General features: G+C 44.6%; 24 protein-coding genes and 1 pseudogene. All 25 read right to left on the reverse strand.

Features of this window, described 5'->3' with window-relative positions; translation table 11 throughout:
• Nucleotides 1-840 (reverse strand): annotated as a pseudogene (locus A3849_RS26735) (hypothetical protein); the annotation flags it as partial.
• A 381-nt stretch (nt 841-1221) separates the two neighbouring features.
• On the reverse strand, nt 1222-1437 hold the full coding sequence (locus tag A3849_RS26740; protein ID WP_074114131.1) for a phage holin: 216 nt from the start codon (nt 1435-1437) through the stop codon (nt 1222-1224).
• Complete coding sequence (locus tag A3849_RS26745) at nt 1437-2135, reverse strand: M15 family metallopeptidase (protein ID WP_074114132.1); 699 nt, start codon at nt 2133-2135, stop codon at nt 1437-1439. The genes A3849_RS26740 and A3849_RS26745 overlap by 1 nt, the downstream gene beginning before the upstream one ends.
• A complete protein-coding gene (locus A3849_RS26750; protein WP_256700935.1) occupies nt 2135-2365 on the reverse strand; it encodes a hypothetical protein in 231 nt (76 codons plus the stop codon). The genes A3849_RS26745 and A3849_RS26750 overlap by 1 nt, the downstream gene beginning before the upstream one ends.
• Before the next feature lie 5 nt (nt 2366-2370).
• A complete protein-coding gene (locus tag A3849_RS26755; protein WP_074114134.1) occupies nt 2371-2667 on the reverse strand; it encodes a hypothetical protein in 297 nt (98 codons plus the stop codon).
• 25 nt (nt 2668-2692) lie between these two features.
• Complete coding sequence (locus A3849_RS26760; RefSeq protein ID WP_074114135.1) at nt 2693-2896, reverse strand: hypothetical protein; 204 nt, start codon at nt 2894-2896, stop codon at nt 2693-2695.
• Between the two features lie 108 nt (nt 2897-3004).
• Nucleotides 3005-3505: a hypothetical protein gene (locus A3849_RS26765; protein ID WP_074114136.1), complete on the reverse strand. Its 501-nt coding sequence runs from the start codon at nt 3503-3505 to the stop codon at nt 3005-3007.
• Nucleotides 3506-3568: 63 nt separating this feature from the next.
• Nucleotides 3569-5575: a phage tail protein gene (locus A3849_RS26770; protein WP_074114137.1), complete on the reverse strand. Its 2007-nt coding sequence runs from the start codon at nt 5573-5575 to the stop codon at nt 3569-3571.
• A 116-nt stretch (nt 5576-5691) separates the two neighbouring features.
• Nucleotides 5692-5892, reverse strand: a complete 201-nt coding sequence (locus A3849_RS26775; RefSeq protein ID WP_074114138.1) for a hypothetical protein — start codon at nt 5890-5892, stop codon at nt 5692-5694.
• Between the two features lie 147 nt (nt 5893-6039).
• On the reverse strand, nt 6040-7200 hold the full coding sequence (locus tag A3849_RS26780; protein WP_074114139.1) for an acyltransferase family protein: 1161 nt from the start codon (nt 7198-7200) through the stop codon (nt 6040-6042).
• A gap of 105 nt (nt 7201-7305) precedes the next feature.
• Entirely contained in the window at nt 7306-9105 is a 1800-nt protein-coding gene (locus A3849_RS26785) for a glycoside hydrolase family protein (RefSeq protein ID WP_074114140.1), read from the reverse strand.
• A gap of 15 nt (nt 9106-9120) precedes the next feature.
• The gene (locus A3849_RS26790) at nt 9121-9927 is read right to left on the reverse strand and encodes a distal tail protein Dit (RefSeq protein WP_074114141.1); all 807 of its coding nucleotides are present in this window, start codon (nt 9925-9927) and stop codon (nt 9121-9123) included.
• A complete protein-coding gene (locus A3849_RS26795) occupies nt 9928-15405 on the reverse strand; it encodes a transglycosylase (RefSeq protein ID WP_256700950.1) in 5478 nt (1825 codons plus the stop codon).
• A 393-nt stretch (nt 15406-15798) separates the two neighbouring features.
• On the reverse strand, nt 15799-16122 hold the full coding sequence (locus A3849_RS26805; RefSeq protein ID WP_256700938.1) for a hypothetical protein: 324 nt from the start codon (nt 16120-16122) through the stop codon (nt 15799-15801).
• A 67-nt stretch (nt 16123-16189) separates the two neighbouring features.
• A complete protein-coding gene (locus A3849_RS26810; protein ID WP_074114145.1) occupies nt 16190-16978 on the reverse strand; it encodes a hypothetical protein in 789 nt (262 codons plus the stop codon).
• A 44-nt stretch (nt 16979-17022) separates the two neighbouring features.
• Entirely contained in the window at nt 17023-17211 is a 189-nt protein-coding gene (locus A3849_RS26815) for a hypothetical protein (protein WP_143191905.1), read from the reverse strand.
• 123 nt (nt 17212-17334) lie between these two features.
• Nucleotides 17335-17769: a hypothetical protein gene (locus A3849_RS26820; RefSeq protein ID WP_074114147.1), complete on the reverse strand. Its 435-nt coding sequence runs from the start codon at nt 17767-17769 to the stop codon at nt 17335-17337.
• A complete protein-coding gene (locus A3849_RS26825) occupies nt 17766-18305 on the reverse strand; it encodes a hypothetical protein (protein ID WP_256700941.1) in 540 nt (179 codons plus the stop codon). The genes A3849_RS26820 and A3849_RS26825 overlap by 4 nt, the downstream gene beginning before the upstream one ends.
• Before the next feature lie 35 nt (nt 18306-18340).
• A complete protein-coding gene (locus A3849_RS26830; protein WP_074114149.1) occupies nt 18341-18910 on the reverse strand; it encodes a hypothetical protein in 570 nt (189 codons plus the stop codon).
• Nucleotides 18910-19344 (reverse strand): hypothetical protein, encoded by a 435-nt coding sequence (locus A3849_RS26835; RefSeq protein WP_074114150.1) that lies wholly within the window; start codon nt 19342-19344, stop codon nt 18910-18912. The genes A3849_RS26830 and A3849_RS26835 overlap by 1 nt, the downstream gene beginning before the upstream one ends.
• The gene (locus A3849_RS26840; protein ID WP_074114151.1) at nt 19334-19723 is read right to left on the reverse strand and encodes a hypothetical protein; all 390 of its coding nucleotides are present in this window, start codon (nt 19721-19723) and stop codon (nt 19334-19336) included. The genes A3849_RS26835 and A3849_RS26840 overlap by 11 nt, the downstream gene beginning before the upstream one ends.
• Before the next feature lie 14 nt (nt 19724-19737).
• Nucleotides 19738-20751 (reverse strand): major capsid protein, encoded by a 1014-nt coding sequence (locus A3849_RS26845; RefSeq protein WP_074114152.1) that lies wholly within the window; start codon nt 20749-20751, stop codon nt 19738-19740.
• A gap of 15 nt (nt 20752-20766) precedes the next feature.
• Nucleotides 20767-21135, reverse strand: a complete 369-nt coding sequence (locus A3849_RS26850; RefSeq protein WP_074114153.1) for a head decoration protein — start codon at nt 21133-21135, stop codon at nt 20767-20769.
• Nucleotide 21136: 1 nt separating this feature from the next.
• Complete coding sequence (locus tag A3849_RS26855; protein WP_074114154.1) at nt 21137-22411, reverse strand: HK97 family phage prohead protease; 1275 nt, start codon at nt 22409-22411, stop codon at nt 21137-21139.
• A gap of 75 nt (nt 22412-22486) precedes the next feature.
• Entirely contained in the window at nt 22487-22699 is a 213-nt protein-coding gene (locus tag A3849_RS26860) for a hypothetical protein (RefSeq protein ID WP_074114155.1), read from the reverse strand.
• Nucleotides 22700-22704: the final 5 nt, after the last annotated feature.

Raw genomic sequence — 22704 nt, forward strand, 5'->3', positions numbered from 1 at the left:
ACCTTCAACATCGTTACTAATAGTTGCATCTTTAGTGTCTTCATTTTTATATTTTAATTTATTTCCAACTTTACACTCAACTATGTAAGAAAACAAGTAGGGAAATGTCTCCAATTCACCAAAACCAGCAACAACGATTCCCGAAAACTGATTTGTAAATACATCTTTACATAAATAATAAGCAACCATTGTTATCAAATCACTCATGATTTCTTCATCGACAGGGAGATTTTTAAAAAGGAATTTAATAACTTTCGTTATCATCTCTTCTTGTGATTCAATGATTTTCTGTACATCATCAATGTCAAAATGAGGTAAGTATTCGCTCTCAGCGAACTCAGAAAGCTTCGTTTTCACGTTTGATTTTAATACATTTATAACTTTCTCTGGGTCTATATCTTCTTCCTCTTCAAAAAATAATTCATATTCATCATCTGACCCTTCAAATGCTAATTGCAGGTTATATTCTAACTTATCCCTTTGAAGAGTAAGAAATTGAAAAACGACTTTTTCCAAACCTGATTGGACAACATTATCAGGAAATATGTAATTTTCATTTTCTTGCAAAAATCGAAAAAAATCTTCAGCATATTCTTTAACAGTGTCAAAACTTCTAGTATCAAGCACCTTTCTGTAAATTTTAATAATTGTTTCCCAAGGAACACCGGATAATTCGGCACTTCCGTAAACCATAATGCCAATTGGATGGCATTTTGAAAGACTGAATAGCTTATTTGCAGAATTATAAATCTTTTCACCTTTTCGATTGGTAATTGTCACTGCACTATCAGCAGCTAATGCTACTGCGGATTTATTAAGGATCCCCAATTCAGCTGTCATTATTATCTCCTTGTCGTGAACAATATTTTACATTATACAATTACGACAAAAGGAATTGTTTTCCTGCAAGAAGCAGAAAAAATATAGGACTCTATATACATATCGCAAGCAACTTCAAAAAATTACTAAAAGTAAAAAAGAACCACTAACTGAAGCCAGTAGGCTTAATCCTTATACATAATGGGCAAACACCAGACACACATTTAAAAATTCGATGTCGCTCAACCCGCAAAAAAACCAACAATGTATTCTACATCAAGGCCATCTCTTACTATTATAGGCAATTACGCTCTTGCTCTCACAACCAGCAAGAAAAGAAATTTAATTAATAAAAAGCCCACAAGCCGAAGCCAGTGGGCATAATCCCTAACGCTTGGGAATTTACTCTTTATTTGAGTATCCTTTTCCAGCTTCCGGGTTGCTTACAATTCCCAGTACCACCAGGATACCTAAGACTGCATTCACCGCTGCTGTAACCTCGTCATATTTCTCCGGGGCCAACTGAAACCCGAAGATTGCCCCGATTGTCTGAACACCTAAGAGCACGGCTGCCGTCAATGATACCCACAAGCCATAATTACGCCATTTGCTGTTCATTATTTAGCCCCCTTACTCAATGTTACTGTTTTGCTTACTTGATCCCACCCCACAGTCAGCCCTAGAGCCTTTGCCACAGCACGCACCGGTAGATAAGCAACTCCCTCATCTAATACGCCGTCCTCAATTTTCTTCCCATCTACCTTTACAGTTACTTTTACACCCTTGTTCACAACCTCGGCCTCCTTAAATTTATCTATGACGGCAAAAGACTCTTTTACTTGTGCCGCTGTTGGCTGATAACCTTTCCTCAGCGCTGCCGTACTTAATCCGAAAGTCATTTGAAAGTGTGGCGCATCCTTAATGCTCTTGAAATCCCCACCCCACTCAAAGCCCAGCGCCTTCGCTTCCTGTACGACCTCCTGCCAATCCGCCGTCTGATCATTGTCTCCGTCACGCGCCATGTCCCAGGAGACACTTGATCCGTTCGATAACAGCAACGCGAAATCGACGGCCAACCCGAAGTTATGGTAACTGGTCCCGCCTTTGGCATTGGTAACAATTGACCCCGGCTTCGTGCGGCCCTGCGCATACAGCGCGTCCTGCTCCTCCATTGTCCGCAGCCCTTGGGTAATAATTATATTGACTCCTCGGGCATAGCAGCGTTCAATGAGTGCTGTTGCAGCAGCCTTAACGACCGGATGCAGACCATCCAGGCGCGCGGTAGATTTTGCTTTGACTTGTTCCAGTGTCAGCATCACTTGTCAGCCTCCTTCTTTTTAGCCAACTGGTACGTACCGGTGGCGGACAGACCCACTACAGATATCTCTATGATTTTTTGTCGAAGTGCATCAGGAACCAAAACAAAGACGGCTGCGATCCCTACAGCCGCCAGATTAGTCCATTTTACTTTCAGGCCAAATCCCTTTGCTACCCCAACGTACGCCGCTACAAGTGTAGCAAGCGCTAGAGTCTCGTTGCTTAGCATGTCCATTACGCCTCACCTCTCCTATTTTCTTCAAACCGATCCAGTCTCTTGTGGTAAGATTTGGCCGACTCTTCGATCCTCGTAACACGTTCCGAAAGCACATCAAACCGTTGTCCTTGTGCGCGTTGTTCAAGCCTCATGTCGTCAACGCCGCGCTTGATGTATTCGACGTCTGTACGCAATGCAGCGCCACTTCCCGCTTCTCGCTCCACATCCTGTTTAAATGCCCTTGTGCCTCCTACCCAGCCCAGCACTATCCCGCTAATCGCTGCTAATATAGTAATCATCGTTTTAACGTCCATTTACTTCCCCCACTCCCCCTTAACTCTAAGGCGATTCTTCTACCTGTTTTACTACCGGCTCCACTGGTTGAAGTGCCAACAGGGCTTCTCCTATCTTCTGATCAATACATTGAAGGATCTCAAGCTCTTTTCCTGGATGTAAAGTAAGCATGTATGTGATTACATTGATTGATTCTTCGACTGGATTTAATGCATCTATCAGCATTTCTATTTTTGGTGTTGCTTTCATTTTTGTCCTCCTTCCAGACAACATAAAAAGCCCTTCCTGAACCAGGAAAGGCTTTTCTGCTTATATCGTATCAAGGTTTATATACTGTAGTACTACGGTTTATTGATGTTATTCACCAAGTTGAGCTTTCACTTCAGAAATCTCTAGCATCGTCAAAGTCACCCTTGATTTTAAATCGTTTATATATTTTTTCCGAGCCTCTTGATCAGTAGAGGATAACGTCGAAATGTCTGACTCTGCTTGCGTGATAGCTTGATTAAGTGTTGTAACTCGATTTTCCAAGGACGAAAGACGTTCTTTCAATGCTAATTCATTTGGTTTTACAACTGCTGGTGAGGTTGATGTAGTTTCCGGTTCTACTATTTCTGTTTTCATAGTTATTGTCTTCCCTTTCACTTCAAGTTCTGTTCCCGTTGCATCTGCCATGATGCGGACCGGAACATATGCAGAACCGTTGATGATGGCTGCGTCGGCAATCTTTTTTCCATCCTGTTCAATTGAATATGTCCCAGTTACTTTTGAGCCAACTAATGAAGTTCCTGCTGCGAATCCAAACGATCCACCAAGTAGCAGAATAGCTGTTGCAAATCCAAATATTTTAGCTTTCACGGCTATTACCTCCTGAATTTTCCTATTCTCCTATTATATCCAGAAGGCAGGTTTTTGAATAGGTCACGCATTCTCTAAGGCTTGAACTCTTCCAGCAAGTAGCACTAATGAATATCCTAAATTATTTAGCAAGGTGTTCATCTGATCTAACTCCGATGCTACCACTATTCTGTTACCAGGAATGTTTGAGCCGACATAACTATCTCCATTTAGAGTGATAACCATCCCATTTAAAGAAATGTAAAGTCCACTGTCAATTTTGATATCATTTCCAGCTCGTATTTTCAGTTCATTAGTCGCGTGTGTAAAACTGAGATTGGCTTCATATCCGGGTGCGGCAACGAACTCTAGTTTGCGATCATTAGCAGCTCCCTCCAATCCCATAAACAAGTTATTACCTATCCGCGCATCACGGGTAACGTTTATATCTGTATCTGAGGTAATGTCTCCCCCTATGATATGACCGGCGCGGAAAGTTGAATCCGTCACTTCACTCTGTTCAATTGTTCCGGTAAGAGTAATCTTTCTTGCTACTACGTTACCATTCATATCTACTCTAAATGGTGCATCATTGAATTCAGCATTACCGGCTGACAATCCAGTATGATTTAATAGGATGATCTCATTATCATGACCAACACTAAGGGATTCAAAGCCCCCTATTTGCCCTCTAATCATTTCTCCCATAAGTCCGTCTGCGGTGATTGCTGCACGCAGTGTTTGCCACCCGTCCGTGGATACTCCAACTCCCCCGGCTGTGAGACGAACTTGACGCAACGGATCGTTCTTATCTTGGGCCAGGATACCGCCTTCTGGTGGGTACATAAGTTCCGTCTTAGAATTATTGATATCAATCACAGCTTTATGCGCAAATTCTTCGAATGCCGCTGCCCGGATTCTCCCCCCGCTAAACAAGTTTTGTACGGTGTTCTTGCTCTTCTCCAGGTCCGATTGTATATCTCGTTCATCACGCCGCATAACGTTAGCTACCGTGGCCAGTGCATGTTTATCCATAGAGTAAGGATACTCTGTTAGCTCTGTGATCCGGGCGGAGAGATTTACCATTTCCATGTCTGGATCATGGCAGTACACCGTATCGCCAAGTTCTGGTTTAGTTTCTTCTCCATCGATTTTGTAAAGGTCTGCTCCATCCACCGTCACTTCGAAGGCTGGGATCTCTTGCTCCCGTAGGGCCTTACGTGTGGCTTCCAGTAATGCTTGCACGGCTTTCTCTTCATCGATGGCTGGGTCGATATCTTGAACGATGATTTCGTTGTCAAAGAATGGTACAGAGTCACTGGACCAAGCATGGACATAAGGGGAGATCAGATAGTTTACTTTCAATATCCCATCCACAATAGCCCCTGGAACAGCCGCCAGCAGTGTTCTCTCTTCGCTTGTAAGGATAGATGCTGCTTGACCTATCCAAGTAGTACCGTCTTTCATTTGGGCATACATGCGCGTCACCAGGGAACTGACATCGTCCTTGAACTGATCAGATACGATATTCTTTTTCAACCGATACTGATGGCCGTTGTCGGCTCCAATACGTTTTTTAAGATGAATAACAAAATTGTTGGGGTCTATCTCGCAGCCGTACAACTCCACGACTTTATTCAGAGCAACCAAGCAATTGCCTTGCCCAAACTCCTTCACATCGGATAAGTCAAATGTATCGTCGATGCTGAACGTAAACCTCCCGCCGGTTGCCGTAGAGATTAAATTAGTAAGTTGTGAGATGTGGACTCCATAGGCTTCATCAATGTATGAGGCATAAGGAAATTTATAGTCCATCAGTTTAAACATCACATGTGTGCAATAGATCGATGCTGTGAGTTTCCTTCCATCTCGCACCCGTGATCGGCTATTAATGACATAAAATTGGCCACGTTCATCTTGAACGTGGCCCTTGAGTTGAATTTTATCACGATAGTCTTCAGATATCATTGGAACTAGGAAAGACATTTCGTAATCTGAATTGATTCTTCGCTTGCGCGTTTCTTCGTATGCGCTGACCAGTTTTCCGACTGGAACCAAATTCTTATCCAGCACTTCTAATTTTTCTTTCATTATTTATCATCCTTACTAAGGAAAATTTTCCTGCCGATTAAATGCGGGCGTTTTCTTCTTGAATTTTAAAAAAACCACACGCAAAATGAATGTGGTTTTTCCGAACTGTCTGTCAACTACACCAGGATGTTACGTCTGTCCAACTCTTGGAAGGCATTTGCTTTAGATTTTCTGAACTTTTCAATCAATCCCAAAACAATATCTATCGTATCTTCATCGGCACCTGCAAGCATTTCCACGTGAATTGGGACCAGTTCATTCATTTTCTTTGCATGTGATATCAACTCTGAAGTTGTCAAAACTCTGAAATCATTCATTATCAATCCCTCCCTTCGGCAGCATATTGAATGCATTAAACTACATGCATCAGGCCGCATATAAAATATATAGGGATGGGATCAATTTTGAAATACGATTTCGGTTTGACCGTGTCTTATAACAGCCTAGTGAACAGTATGGTCCAACTAAGCGGCATCATCTAATTTTCGCAAGGGTCTCCGCCCAGCCTTGTTGGCTAACCTCTCGCCCAGTCTCTTGGAAGGATTTTCAACGAATTTATATACCGCGCTCGCCACGATAAAAGACCCTATAATAGCCATCGCACTAATCGCCCATATCGGCAAATAACCATTTAGGAGATGAATAAGCGAGGCTAACACAATTAAATGAGTAAGATATAAACTATACGATATTTTTCCCAGATAACTGATGAGATCGTTACGAAGAATTTTCGACAACCGAACAGAAGAAATCGAGAGCACTACCATAATTACCGCGCCTATAGCTATGGTCCAAGTATCTAACACTGCCCCATAAAAGGAGAAAGTATCAAAGTCGCTAAAAACTACTCTGACTGCGAAAGATGGGTGGCCGTAAATAAATAGAACTAGTCCAACGCCAAGTAGTAGTATCCTATTCCTCCCCCTCATGCCTTTTGCGTAATTTATTATTTCCTCCCGATGTTTAGCAATCAATGCCCCTATTATAAATAAAGATGCATAATTAACGGTCGAAAACCATTCCGTTTGACTAAAGGATGAACTGGTAACAAAAACATACAACACAGTTAAAAGAGATATAAATATTGCTCCTGTAATAATTTGTTTATAGTTAGCTTTCATCAAAAGAATCATAAGCAAAGGAAAGATCAAGGAGATTCTCATTTCATGCACGAGTGACCAAACTACAAAGTTCAGGTTGCCAGAATAATGTCCGATTAGTAACGAATAATTAACTAAGTCGGTCTTACTTATATCCTCTGACCATAGTGCATTAATCCAGTTGCTTATACCTGAAATATTACCGCTGTACAACAACTCGCGAAGAATAAATGCAAAAAATATAACTACAATGTAAGGTAAATAAATTCTACAGATACGTTTTAGCGCATAAGTAGCATAATTTAGCTTCTTTCCAGAATAAAACGGGATTGATAACACAAACCCGCTTAAAACAAAAAACAGAATAACTGCTTCTCCACCTGCAACTAGCCCTTTTAAAGGACCAAATTTGAACAGGGCACTCGTCCAAAAATTTTCTTTGAAAACCAATAAAATATGTCCGAATAGTACAGTTAATGCAGCTATTCCTCTTAATGAATCTAGTTCTTCATAACGCTTATACATAGGGGCTCTTTTCTCTAGTATACCTAGTAGTTTTTATACTTAATTTACAGTTGAGCCCTTTGTATTGTCAATGTTTTCCTTAATATGAGTATCTGTTGAACGGTACTAATACAAGGCGTTCCAAGTAGTACCATTGTACCCCTCATGCTTCTTGGTCGATGTGTTGTATCGAATCGCCCCCTCAATTGCAGGTCCGTCACCTTTACACACTACCGCCTTGACTTCGAGTATCGCAGGTAAGTTAGCCTCTGATAAAATAGCAGCCGTCTCAACTCCTGTATTCTTGATTTTTACAGATTTGACCCCGGAAGTCTGTAAGTATACCTCCTCCTTATTAACGTATGCGCCTTCTCCCATTGAGAGTGTTTCTGCTTCGAGTTCTGCTGCGTCTCCGTTCTCCTTTTGGACAGTGATTTTATTAGGGCCTGTATTTTTGAGTTTTGCAGCCTTTACACCATCAGTCCGAAAAAGAACTTCCTCATTGTTTGCGTATGCACTGTCCTTGAATAAGAGTTTTAAAAGTTGTAAGTTTGCCAGCGCTCCTGCCTGAGTAAGTACAGCGGCAACCCCTGCGGCAATGTTTTTAAACTTCACAGATTTTAGTCCGGGAGTCTGTAAATAAACTTCTTCTCGGTTAAAATAAGCGCCGCCCGTCAGAGAGACAGAAGTCGTTAATACAGGGGGGTATAAATGTTCAGAGGCTAAGGTCACATAGTCTGACTTTTTAAGGGTCTCTATCTTGTCGCCTTGTATCATACCAATTCTCCATTTGCCTGCTGTAGAGTATGCCGAATAATATAGGCGATATACTGAACCGGCACGAACCAAGGACGCTCGATATAGATAGAAGCTGTCAAATCGCTTAGTCTCGCGGGTGTTTGGTGACAGAAGTAAGAAAATATCTCCAAAGGATGTGCCATCCTTGGAATGTCCTATCAGTACATGTCGATAAACGTCGCTGTCCGGTTCAAATGCATTCAGAATCAAATAGTAAAGTTCGGGACCGTCTTTAAACACGCTGATATGCCACGGTCGATACGTGTCTGATCGGTACGATAAAGGCACTGGTACAGGTTCGCCCCACGAGTCTGACGCTCCTGTTTCAGATTCGGCCAAAAAAATGTCTCCGTTCGGCTGAACATACCACATACGATAGATCCCGTTCTCGTGAATTAAAGCTGGGGATAATACAGCCCTATCCGTACCAGATAGATCATACACTACCTCTCTTGCTGTCCAAGTTAAACCATCGGAGGATTTCTTTCGGTAAAGTCGTTCGATGTTATTGTCTGGATCAGTAAAGCGATACCAGCACTCTAACACTCCGTTAACTAAAATTATCTCATTGTCACTCATGTAAGCGCCGCGAGCAGTCTCGTCCGCTGTAGGTTTATCAATGGGATTTTGTGCGGGCTCCAGCCATTCTACACCGTCCTGAGAGCATACAACGCTCGGGTTTTCATAATCATCATTAGTATCTGGATATGGAGTATGTGCCATCCAATACTCAAAGCCGGCCCATCGTCCCGGGACATGTATAACAGATGGGTGTGTACTCTGCCCACTACCATCGTATGTCGGAATGGGCAACGGCAGTTCAGCGTTCCTATCAGACCGTAGGAAGTCGGCAGTATCCGCCAACTGCGCATCAGTGGCATCCAGCCGATCAGATAAGAGTGGCTGACCGCCCCGAGCATCAATCAACTCAGTGTCCTTCGTGCCGTCACCATTGTGAGCGATAATGGTCGATATGCGATTACCCTGATTTACCTGTTCCGTTTCGATAGTGCCAAGTCGGTTGCGGTGGTTTGTTAGATCCGATTCGATATCAGCAAAGTTGTCATTATGTCTTTTCAAGTTATCAGGATCAAGAAATTTACTTATGATTCTTCTTGCGAAGGCCATATCTGTTCCCCTTTCTCAATAAAGGTATTTGTAATGATAGATGAACTCGATGGTGAAGTTCGGGGCCGTAGCATTCACGGTAAATTCTGTTTCTCCCGGATTTAATTCAAAGAACACGCCATTTGACCGTGAGTATGCATTCACTCCATTGAGGCGGACTCTACATTTTTTCAGGTCACAATCGATCTCCAAAACATCTGAGGATATAGTACCCCCGGAAAAAGTTAATATTTGCTTCCCATCGCTCATTGAAAGGTCCGTAAATGCACCTGTTATGCGAATCAATGGGTAACCAATCTCAGAACCTTCATTCTCCACAATCACTTTTTGACCGCTTGATATAATTTCGAAATATGAGGTTCCTGCGTAAAAATACCCTTGACCGTATTCCAAACCTTCCCCATACTCGCGAAGCTCTGTATCCTGCAATGAATCCGGCCATGGATTGTGCATTTTGATTGGTAGTGTGACATTACCATCAAAAATTATTTTGTCGATCGGCATTGTCCCGGCATATCGCCCCATGTATCTTTTGTTCGGTAAATCTGAGAAGGTAAACGGAATATCGCCTTTTTTGACATTAAAAAGAGCCGCCATTTTAGCGACTCTTCGGTGATAATCTAACGTTGGGTCATCTGCTATGAGAACACACTCAAGGTCAAATACCCTTGGACCATATGTTGATCCGAAATCTACTTCTCCATCTGCTCCTGCAATTTCAAGGCTGTTATCTTTTGTGGGGGGCAATACTGGGATGTTGTGTTTCACCAGCCCTAGCCCCACAGACCGGAAAGATACTCCATCTGCTGTAGCCTCTACCAATTATTTCACCCCCGAAGCTTGAAATCGTCGCACCAAGTTCTCCTTTTCGCTCCAGAACACCCTTGCGGTTGATTCGTCTGCAATATAAGTATCTCCCATGTTGAATACGGTTTCGCTACGGTTTACACTCCCTCCGCCGTTGCCTGATGCTGCTGGCATAGAGAATTGAGGCATCGAAAAATTAAGGGATGGCATATTAAAGTTCAGTAGTTTAAACAGGTTGCTTTGCTGCCGGTCATTGAGAACAATTTCTCCAGCGTGGGCCTCAATCATTGTAGCCGCTCCACGGGGGCCTTTAACTTTTCCGCCTTCAGAAAAACTTTGTATTTTTCCACTGTCCTTCACAATGCCATATTTCTTGCGAAGTTCCTCGTTACGTGCTGCCAACCGCTCCATTTCCGCTTTATTACCCGCCTCTTTAGCCGCGTCCCAGGCATCCTTATTTGCGTTGTATTCAAGTGTATCTGAGGCTCTTTGCGCAATACCACCAACGCCGACTCCTACTGTGTTGTTTACGGCATATGACGTTCCTGCAGTGTTGCCTACAGTTGGAGATAGGGCTGTAATCGCGCTCATCTTTGCTTGATAGTCTGCTATAAACTGATCCAACTGGCTAAGGATCTCCGCATTCTTCTCAGATTCCTTCAGGACCTGAATGTTTTTCAGCACTTCTGCGCGGTTCGCGGTGTCCGAAGAAAAACTCTCGAAGGCCGAAATCAGATCCTCATAATGAGATTTTGCAGTTTCAATGTCTTTATCAAATGCTGCCTTCTTAGTGTCTCGTTCGTCCTCTAGCGCCTTCTTCTGATCTTCTAGGCTTCTCTTGGCTAACTCGCGGTCATGGTCCAGTTGCAGCTTTTCGATGTCCTTCTGAACTTGCTTGCGTTCAGCGATACCATCCGGGCCGACTGCCGAAGCCAGTAGTGCTAAACGTGCTTGCTTTTCAGCCAAGGCCGTTGCAAAATCCACATCTGCATTAAGCTCTTGCTGTTTGCTGAGTAAATCATCAATCGCTTTAATCTCAGCATCTTTACCGGCTACATATGCATCCCGCTCCGCTTCTATCGCTTTGATTGCTGCATCCCGCGTAGATTCGATTTTAGATTTATAGGTAGAACCCAAAGTCTCAACAGACTTCGTTTCATCTTCAATCAGCTTCTGCCGGAGTGCAAATACCTGCTCGTCAGCTTCTAGGCGCTGGTCTGTGCCTACTCTATACATGGCTTGGACCTTTAACCACTCCTGCAATTCCTGGGCTGTATTGACCTCTCCCATCGCTTTACGGTGGTTCAAGTCTTTTTGAAAGTCTGAGAATCCCTGCTCGATCAGAGCTTTCTTCTGTTCATAAATATTTTGTTCTAGAGCAAAGCTTTGTTCTGCAGTTCGGTTTTTGTCAGCATACATGCGCTGATAGGCATGCAACTCCATGTTTATGATTTCAGTTTTACTCTTGCCAGCCATCTCCATTTTTTGAGATTCTTTATCAATCCAGTTCGCGGAGTTGGTATAGCGCAGTTCGTTATATTGCTTCGTCAGGTCGTAAACCTGTTTCTGCGCTTCAATCTTTTGTTCTGCTGTAAGGTAAGACTTTTTCACTTCCTTGGTGTAAAAGTCCAGTGAGGCCTTAACCATTTCAACCTCTTGAAGGTTAGCCTGGCGCATGCGTTCGGTTTTCTTCTCTAGGTTAGCTTTGTCTTCGTCATACCGTTTGTCGCTTAAGGCTACGACATCCCGACTCCATTGCTTCATCGCATCTTTGTCTTCTGCCAGATAGACGGCATGCCGTTTCTTCAGCCTTTCGTAACCGGCTGCCTGCTGATCAATGGACCAGTTTTGATGTTCGGAAATGTACTTGAAGTTATCAAGATCATCGGTATAAGCCTTTTTACGTGCTTCTGCTGCATCTTTGGCTGCTTGTTCAGCTTCTTTCTTCGCCTTATCATTTGCCTTCTCTGCATCACTTTTCCCACTCTTATCTTTCTTATCGCTTCCAGAAGAACCAAAGTTAGGATCTTTATAGAGTTTACTGAGGGCATTGATTTTGTCGTAATAGCCTTGGGAGTCATAAACGAAACTTTGGTAGATGGTGTCAATCTCGTCTAATTGTGCTTTGTCTTGCGCTGCTTTTGCGTCCAATGCTGCTTGAGCATTCTTTTGAAAGGCAGGATTGAAGTTCCTAGCATCCTCAGGATCATTCAAAGAGTTTCCTATGCTGGATGCAGATACCTCCGCTTTGACTCCGTTCAGTTTCGCTTTCAACTGAGCCAAGTCCTTAATTGCTGAGGCTTCAATCCCGTATGCTTTCAGACGATCGTTTGTGGCAATTTTCGTATTGAATGCTGATGCTTGCTCTGATTTCAGATCGTCAATCGCCTTCTGGATCTTCATCTTCCGCAAATCATTGACAGCATCCTTTTCAAAAGCCCATCCATCTGCCGTCTTATAGATTTGTGTGGCCAACTGAGGATATTTAAGAATCAAGTCCGCCGCATTGGAGGCATTTAATGACTGCCCGTCAGATAATTGTTTAAGCAAACCATTCAATTCAGTGATGGCATCGCCGTTTTTGCTGATCTCTGTTCTAAGGTTCGTCAAAGCTTCTTGCATATCGTTGAGCGATTCGGAAGACGTTCCCGCATTTCCGTTAAGTTGGTCGAATCCCTCTACGGACAATTCAGCTATTTGAACATTCAAACCTGCCGAAGCATCCTTGAGTTTGTTTTGTTCAATTGTTAGATTCTTGACCTTTTCTGAGAGTTTCTCGACTGCCGCCACCTGTTGTAAGGCTACCTCCGCATTAAATCCTACCTCTTTAGCGTTTGATAACATCTTCTTCGCATTTTCGATTTCAGCTTGTTTAGCATCCAACTGCTTCTGTATAGAGTCTTTTTGGTCCATCAGAACATTTTTCCGTGCTTCATTTTGTTTCTGGATCAATTCGTTGAGTGCGTTGATTTGAATCTTTACGGCTGCATCCGTATAGTTGGCTGCATCTAATTGTCTAGCTCCCTCATCACCCAACGTAATTACCAAGGCTTGAGAGACTTCATCCAATTGCTTTTTGACCTTGGCTTGTTTGTCTGCTGAGAGTGTCCCGGAATCAATAGATTGCTGCAAAGAATTATGAGCATTGACCAACTTAGGCAACAATTCTACTTGCCGTTGATACTGGCTAATCATTTGTTGACTAGCCGCATCTTCATCTTTCAATTCTTGGATGTGATCTCGATCTTCTTTTACGGCCTTGCCTTTTTGGAACACATATATGGCTATGGCTCCTGCCAGCAGCGACAGACCGGCGGTTGCTGCCGCCATCGTAACCGTCGAGGTTGCTTGTGCTGCTGTCATGGCTGCTGTAGCCGCTGTGACCCCTTCTGTAGCTACTGTAAGCGTACCTTGAGCAACTACCGCTCCCTCTGTTGCTGCGGTTCTCGCAACCGTCGAGAGTGTCGCTCCTTGGGAAGTGACAATATTCACTTCATTGGCGACTGTATTTGTAGCAATCGCTGTTGTTTCTGCCGTTTTCGTTGCAGTTAGGACTTGAATAGCCGCTACGACATTCATAATCGGCGCTCTTAACATCTTGTAAGCAAGGAGTAGTCCAGCCAATGCAGCTGTTCCTTCAAAAACTCCAGATGGCACTTGAGTTAATCCGATGAGCAATTGATCGATTGCATCCAGAACATCTTTAATGGTTTTACGTAAACCATCGTCACCGGCATTATTGAATATTTCGAGTAAGGACGCTTTGGTCTGAGCCGCTTTCCGACTAATTGTATCCATCTGCACCTTGAGGTACTCCAGGGTAGCACCGGTGGAACCAATTGATGATGCCGTTCCCAAGAGAATATCTCCGGCATTGAGAGACGCCGCTAACTTGGCATACTGGTACACACCGCGAGAAATATCGGCATAGGATTTGGTTAAGTCATAGTTTTTGTCGATAACTTTCGTGGACAAATCAATCAAGATATCGTCAGCTCTGCGCCATTGCTCCGTCCCGTTTACAACTTCCTTCGTGGCTACTCCAAGGCTCTCGATCTCAGCCACAGCCTTGTCCGTACGTATTGTACCGAGAACTGTTTTCCACATGTTACCCAAGTTCTCCCCGGATAAAGCAGTGTTGCGTATACCAGAAGAGATTAATCCATTCATTACGTCAAAGGACACGCCTGTTTCCGCAGCAATCTTCCCGGTACGTTCATACGCTGCACCGAGATCCTTCGCAGGAGCCATGGTGTCGTGAGCGACCTTGGACCATGAATCCAAGATGCGCCCCCCTATGACCATGGCATCGTTAGCGTCTTTAATTTGAACGCCGTACTGCGCCAAAGTGGACTCCATGCTCTTTGTAGCATCTTCAAGGCTTACCAAATCGACTGTGGACAGCATGGTGGACTTGCGAACCATTTCCTGCACTACGCCTGCATCCTTGTACATGCGGCCCCAGAGCCGTGCTGATTCAGTTACATCAGTAATCTCAGCACCCAAGTCATGGGCAGTATGAATAAACTTTGTTGTTTCTTCGTGAAGTAGCTTCGTATTCATAACTGCTTCCTTCGCGCCTTCGTTGTACATCAAAAAGTACTTCTCATTAGTCTGAACATATCCAGCCATATTGGATTCAATGTCCACAAGGCCCTCTTTCATGGCTTTCTGTACTTCATGGATACCTCGATAGACTGTATTAAATACAAGGGCATGTGCTGCCATTTGTTGTAGTCTGGAGGCCCATACCGATGTAGTCGAGGTCATATCACCGCCAATGTTTGAGCCGGAAAGCTTGCTTGTTTGGTTGGCTGTTTGTTCTATCGTGCGGCGAATATTTTGTTCTTCTTGGAGAACCTTCTCCCGCATTTGTGCTTCTTTAATCTCACGCGTCCGCAAGGCCTTAATCCAAAACTGCTCGTATGATGCAGCATTAGCTCGGGCTTGTTGGCTTTCTGTTTCCCCTAGTTGGATTAGCTTACGTCGAATGTTTTGTTCTTCCATTAGTACGCGTTCTCTGGTCTTGTCTGATGCACTGTACCCATTGGCTGCATTTGCTTTTACCGCGCTGGCTGCAGCTTTGTTTTGGAGTGTGGCCATCCTCAATTGATGCTCTCGCTCTTGCTGCTCTATGGCATCGTACCTTTTCTTTACGATGGCTTCTTGCGCTGCGAGTTTGGCATTTACGATCTGGTTTGTTTGATCCATTTGGTTTTTCTTTGTATTGAGCAAATCAGCCTGAGCCGTCCGTTGTTTTATCAATGCTTCGGACTCAGCCATAATCTTCTTTCGCCGTTCTTCTGATGTAAGTACCATTTTATCGGCTGCTGCAGCTAGAGAAGTATAGTTTTTGGTGGTAACGGTTATCTCTTGATTCAGTACCTTGAAGGTTTCTGCATTACCTTTAGCGCCTCGATCTATTGCCTGGAATGCTGGAAGCATTTTCGAGGTATCAAGGTTAAGCCTGGCTCCAACAACGTCTTTGCCCATGTCTGTCAATGTATCTTCACCCCTCATTTTGGTGGTAAGGAAAATTTTCCTGCTCGTTGGGATTCAACCGTATATACAGAAAAAAAGACCTGCCGCTTGGTTGCGGAGGTCTATTTTGTGGGGTAGAACCCTACATCAGAAAGATACTTTACTTTCTTCGGTTTTTGGTCTTCGATTTCCCCGCCATGCAGGATAATTTCGAATTCTCTGTTCTTATTTTTGGCTTTCATGAGGGTGCGAATTTTTGGAATTGTCATGTTGGTCCACTCACTATCAGATATTCCATTGCTTACACATAAAGCCCACATATCAAGCCAGTTAGTTTCCTGTTTATCTTCCCGATCTTCGTCAGCCTCGTCCTCGTCAACTTCTGGATCTGGAGGGAATGACTCTCTATAGAAATCGGTCTAGGAGTGTATCCAGCACCTCTACATTTGCCTGTTCGTATTCTTCGTCGGTCAGTCCATCAACTAGCACTAAGTTAAATGCTTCGCGGTATGCTGCTTCAATTAATGGCCAGTCAACTTCAGCTCGGTCTTCCGTGGCTGGCCATTTGTCTCGTCCGACGGAAGTAGAAAACTTATATGGCGCTGCCTTCATTACCTGACGTACTTTACGAATCAGCCCAATGCTGCCGATTTTAACGTTCTTTACAATGCCTTCAGCCAGTTGGATTTCAGTTCCAATGTTAAGAGTTTGATCAATTTGAGCGTCCAATGAATATTCCTCCTTAAAATGAAGGTTCCCCCCGCTATAAAGCAAGGGGACCTATTTGATATTTCGATCAGATACCGAAGATTAGCTCAACCGCAATGGCGTCTGGATTATCTACTGAAACGTCCGGTTGCATAATTTCAAGTGTCATTGTGTTTGTGGTAGGCTTTTTACGTTCCTGAGAAACGTCCAATGTTCCGCCCCCGAGTGCTTTCCAAATGGTCAGCTGGCAAGGGACTGGATTACCACTCGCATCATCAACGAGTTCAAAACGATGGACAAGTTTAAACGGCTTCGGTCTGCGTGTTCCACTTAATTTGCTCTTTGTGGAATCATCTTTCGTCCACGAATATGTGACAACGATAACTTTTCCATTATTTGCAGCATCAGATGTGACTTTGCCCCCAGCAGTAATCATGTACTGTACTGCGGTTGGTGCCGATGCAGCGCGAGTTAAAGGTACGAGTTCCCCGGTGTCTGCATCTTTAAGATACACTTTATCAGTTGCCGCCGAGAAAGTTCCGCCGTATTTTGTAGGAGCCTTGACTGTATAGCCATTAGTTGGGTCCAAGACACCAGTTTCAGTCTCGTCAAACTTTACTGACCCGCGTTCTGTTTCTGCGCCTTGAGAGAGTTCTGCCAAAATAGTCGAAAAGCGAGGAATTTCAATGCTGGCTTTGTCCGCCAAATCTTGGGCTGTATAGTGGAAGGCATAACCGGACTCCCCCCCCATAACCTTTTGCCAATCTAACTGAAGTTGGAGGGACACTTTGGAAATCTTATCATCTAGGTACTTCAGTGTTCCGTCTGATTGATACACGGAAACAGTACCCACGCCATCAAATACTAATGGTCTCATATAGTTGTTAGCCTCCTTATGGCATAAAAAAAGAACCAATCAGTTTATTTGACCAGTTCCCATAACCTTTTATCAATTTCTTCAATGCGCTTAAAATCATCGGTTGATTCATACCCCTTAACCTGCGAGGCGTTTTCACCCGTGATTCCCAACTTCTTAGCCAATCTAACCTTTTCCTTGACCAGCTTTTCGAGTTCTGGAATTTCCTCTTTTGAGGCCTGATTTTCCTCCACAATCAATCACCTCAATCCTTTCAAGACATTTTTCCATGCCCGCCCGATTGCTTCTGCAGCTTTCGCGGTATTCCACACTGCCTTATTTAATAGTTTAGCAGCCTCTTCATGCATGCTTACTCCTCAATTCATACGGATATAGTCAACATCGTAAATTCCTTTATAGCCTTTGACTCCTGAGATGCCGGTTGCAAAGTCTCCATCATAGGCGAGAACGCATAAGAAGGAATGGAACTCCGGTTGGATAATCCTCTCATTGTGAAAAAGCTCAAAAGACCTCTGAAATAGAAGCTTCGCTTCGTACCCTGTCTTTCCATAGAAGTCGATACAAAACTTCCCCTGAAAGACCAAATGGTTTCTGGCGAATTGACCCGGCATGATGTACTGGCAAATGTGCGGCATCGTGTCTTTGGATACAGTAATATCAGGCTCTACGCCCTTCGTGAAGCGCTTGGTTATCTCAGGGGATGTGGCAGCAGGTGTAAGCCCCATAAGCGCCATGAACGCCGCATCAGCTTTGTGTGTGTTCTGAATAGCGTCGATCAGTTGCAGACTCATTCCTTGACCTCCGTAAAGTAACGATGATAAGGGAAATTCGTAATGACTTCGCTCAGTCCTTCAAGGATACGAGCTCGGTTTGATTGGATGGCGATCCGCAGGAAGTATGTCGGAGGTGTCGGCTTAAACTTTGGATCAATGTCCCCGCGCTCAGCCAACTCCTCCAAATCCACTCCAGCATAACCGCCGCCTGAGAATCGCATTGTACCGTCAATGCTTTTGTAGTTCCCTTGACCACGCCCGACAACTACTTTCCTGTCTCGTGATCTCAGTCGGTTCCAGGCATCAGAGTTCATGTAGGTGACCAGTCCAGGGTTTTGGCTGCTGTCAGCCATCAAGGAGCCCTTACCGAACTGCTCAAGCCATGCTTGCCAATAATCCGCTGTGATGTCACCTTGGATCATCTTATTTGCAAGCACAAACATATTCATTTCGATCTTATCCCTTACGGCTGGATAGTAACGTATACCGCCCTTGGCGGTCAGTAACACCAGTTTAGCTAGGCCCGTAATCTCAACAGCTAATTTACTCTCCAATTCTCTGGAGGCTCTTGCAGCATCGTATCCGCTGATCATCGTACACTGTCCGATAACTGCACATGCAGAAGATTAGGGTATTTGACCACGTCAACAGCATCTACCTGATAGGCTTTGCCTTTGAGTATGACTTGATCGGGATGAATAGCGTCTTGAGGGTCTTTTATGTCAACCGTTGTTTGTAATTGCAAGGTGTAAGTGGTGGAAGGTAGCAAGCCTGGATCATCTTGACGCAGTCGCGCTGTGACGTACTGAGCAAAGGCAATGACATTCTCAGCAATAGGTTTGTATTCCTCGCTGCCGATAGGGTTATCATTGCTGTCATATTCTTGAGAGAAACGATTGACAGTTATTGTTGCATTGGTCTTTACAAGTGAGCAGTATTTATCCTTCTCCGTAGTTGGCCGTAAGGTCTGAACGAAGAACCAATCGCCGTTATCGATCAGGTCCCCCGGCTTTACGGGCGAGGTCTGGGCAAATACACCGTTGTACATGTACTCCTTGCCAATAACCGCTGTGCCTCTATTCTCGCGGGATAAAATAATTACATCAACAGTTCCATTGACTGTGCATGGTGAATGACGGTGTGCAAATTGTTTGAACATTAGCAGCGCCGCCTTTCCTTGAATCGTGTTGGTCCCGCCACACCGAATATCGGAGCATCCGCGCTCGGTGTAACCGTAGATATTAAATCAATCAGCGCATAAGCATCATCAACCAACTGGATTCCGCGTGCTCGCCAGTCTACAACCTGATTTTCAATCGAAAAGTCGAAGTCTTTCTTAGACTTGGCAATCCTGGCTGTCATGGACGGAGCCAGTATAGCAGCGACCATGTTAACAGCCGCTGCATATACATAGTTCCTATCATCATCAACCAGTTCGGCGTAATCCGGAACGTCTGCAATAACTTTTGCTTCTGCGATTGGTAAAACAGAAAGAGCATCTATGTCCACGTTGGATATTACATCCTCAGTGACTCCTAGACGCCCTCTTACTTCTTCGTGATACGTTTCCGTAGTGAGGATCTTATTTGCCATCCTCTTCACCACCGGCAGCGCTGATAGCCTTCTTCAACTCGTCAGCGTCCATTTTGGTATAACCAGGAATCTTAAGTTCCTTGGCAGTTGCTTTCAGTTCCTTGAATTCTCCATCGGCTTGAATCATTGCAATTTGTTCTTGCAACTCCGCTTCACGCGCTTTGGATTCTTCGAGTTGAACCTGAAGTTCCAGTTCGCGGTCGGATGGATTGTCACTGACGATGTCATTGCTGTCGACGAGCTCAGCCAGTAATTCACCGGTTGCGGCATTCCGAACTTTATTCTTTGCGATTTCAACAAGACCGACCGGGGCATCTGTTACGATGTCCCCAGTGTTGTATTCTCCTACAGCATCAACTAACACTTTTACGATTGTCATGGTATGCCCCTCCCTTACGCCACTGTAGCGAAGATATGCCAGTTGACGTATTTCAGACGTGGCAGCACGGTTGCGCCGTTGATAGCTTGCCATTGGTCTGGATCGCCTTTGATCAGTTTGGCCAGCGCAAACTTACCTGGATGTCCGGTGAAAATGTCTTCATAGTTATTTGGACTGGTCACGAGATCCATCATGGAACCGGTCATGCCTTGACCAACGATAATACAAGCATTATCCGGAATGAACGGATAGAATGTTCCGCCTTCATCGAGATAACCGCCGTCATATACTTCGTATTGAAGTCCATTCAAGTTCTGATCGATTATATCAGCCAGCAATCCATCTGCAACTATATCCTTGCCGTAGGTGAATTTGATCAGATCACGGATTTTAGCATTTTGTTTCAAGTAAATGTCAACTTGCTTGTTGACCACGATCTTTACTGGCCGCGCTCCACTACCACGGAACCTGAGAATCCAAAGATCAATATCGGCCAAAGGATCGGCAGTAGCAACATTACTCCAAAGTACCGCTGCGGTTGGCTTGTTGTTCGCAGGAACTCCATAATTGATAGTTCGTGCTGGCATAGTCGCAGTTGCTGGCACCACAAGACTTCCAGTAAGCGACTGCCACCGCATCCACTCAAAGCGAGTTTCCAGACGCTGGTTAAGATTGACCATTTTTTCGACCATGTATTCTTCACCCCATTTTTGTTCCAGGCTTGTACCTGGTTTGCGGAGTATTGCAATTTTCCCACGGTCAATAACCACCTTTTCGCGCCATTCCTGGTTAGTGAAGTCCATGTGCTTCACAACAGGTGCCGCGTGAATAGGTGAAGGATCGTTGAGCCCTGTTGGTGGTGTCATGCCAGTGTCGTCATAGGTGATATCGTATTCAATTGTCAGACCCAACTCCGGTTTGAAATCAACGCCATTGGTCAGGATCTGAGCACCCCGAAAACTGTTGATATCTGTCCGGATGTTTTGGACGACTTCTGTCAGGAAATATGGATCAAGAACGTTTGCCATTTATGTTGTTCCCCCTTATACGAAATAGCAAAGCTTCAGCGCCGTCTTTGCCGCTGTATCAATGCCAGTCAATTTAGATTCAGTGAAAATACCAGCAATCCAAGCTGAAGCGCCAATGTCTGTGAGCGTAGTATCTTGTTCATTGTCCAAGATACAGACTGCAACTTGTGAACCGTTAGATGCCGAGGAAAGATAAGGGACGAATTTGCCGGAGGCTGTTACTTTGCCGAGAACAGTTCCCTTTTTGATTACTCCATTGCCTTGAGCCAGCAGTACACCACCAGGAAGTTTCGCCTGAAGATCAGTCGAAGCAAGTACCTCCGTGAACTCCTGAGTGTAGATAGTACCCGGACCTGGAGCACCATTATATTGCGCTGGATTCATATTACTTGTCCTCCTTCAGCAGATTACTTCTGCCGGTATTTTTCAACGCAGCTACTGCAGCTTCTTTAGCAAGAGCTCTTTGCTCCTCTGGCGTCTTTTCGGTCTTCTGAGGGTTGCTAGGTGCAGCCCCGCCCAACGCTCCTGCTGGAAGGTCCGGATTATCGCCCTCAGTATGGCGACCACCACCACCCAACGCTGCCTGAGCTTGCGCTTCATAAGTCGCGCCGATCTTCTCAATCTCAGAAACCGGCAAATGGAACAGCATAGCCTTCATAGTTTCAGTATTGAACGCTTCGCCCAATGCACGGACACCAGCTCCGCAGGCCTGTTCAGTAACCTTTACCTTGTATGCCGCACCATCTGCAGCCTGAGCGCTCAACGCCGTGAGTTTTGCTGGGATATCGGCGTCACTTTCTACTCCCAATGCCGCCCGGACTTGTCCGAGCACACCATTAGCCGCTGTTAGTGCAGTAGCTTGTGTTTGTGCTGCCGCTAGAGCAGCCTTTTGTTCTTCTGTCACAGTGTCATCTCCTTTGGCCTGTGTTTCGGCCTCATTGTTTTTTTCTTGCTGCATTACAAATCCATCAAGGCCGGATTTGCCGCTAAAAGAATAAAAGACGCGTCCGCCACTTGGTAGTGACTTCGCATCTTCAGATAAAAATTCCCATTTTACAGTTGATTGCGTTTCAGAGGTATTGCTCATGCCCACCACTCCAGCGCCCGGGTAAGCTCCGTCAAAGACAAGGGAGTTTTCCATCAGGTCTCCGTCATTGATGTCAACCGTACAGGGTTTTGTATCGTACTCTCTGCCGCGAATGTGAGGGCAGTTCCCGCCGAAGTATTCTTGCCCACATATGGAACAGGTTTGGCTGGTTACTGTGAAGCCGATTGAAGTATCAAATATGGTGCCAGCATCAATCCCGTCAGCAATCTGGTCAATCTTGATATCCCCAACTTCTTGACCTAGCTTCATGTAATGATCCGCATACAGCGCCAATTCATCTCCATCCATCTGTAATCGGCTGTCGAATGTCCTGCCGAGTGGAATTGTCATGATGCCTAAGTTCGCCCATGAATGATCCAGCAGCAGCGATACGCCTTCTCTGGCTTGAATCGCCATCTTTCGAAGGAAGTTCGGTGTAAGTCGGTAGAATCGGCTCGGAATGATCTGATCACCAACAAGTTTTGCAGGAAACACATACGTTTCATCTTCTGTGAGTGGAACCCGCGCAAGTTGATTAATTCTTTCTAATTGGTCTGCAGTTGGTTTTGCCATTTACTTATACTCACCTCCCTCACGTAATGAAAATTAGATATGGGATCACCTCTCGCGCTCATTGGCGCATCAGAATCAAACTCTTGCAGGCCAGTCCCATTTACCGCCGTCTTGGCCTTGAACAACATTTTGATTGAAGAATAATCCTGTTGGGTTAAGCACACATAAATCAACGCATGTTGCGTTATAAACCTGAGTGATTACCGCCGCTCTTGGTTCGCTTTTATACTCGCCGCCCGGCGTATCATAACTGAAATAGTGAACCATACGGCCTACTGTTGGTTGCATATTGG

The organism is Paenibacillus sp. P46E, assembly GCF_001909095.1.
Classification (GTDB): Bacteria; Bacillota; Bacilli; order Paenibacillales; family Paenibacillaceae; genus Paenibacillus_AQ; species Paenibacillus_AQ helianthi.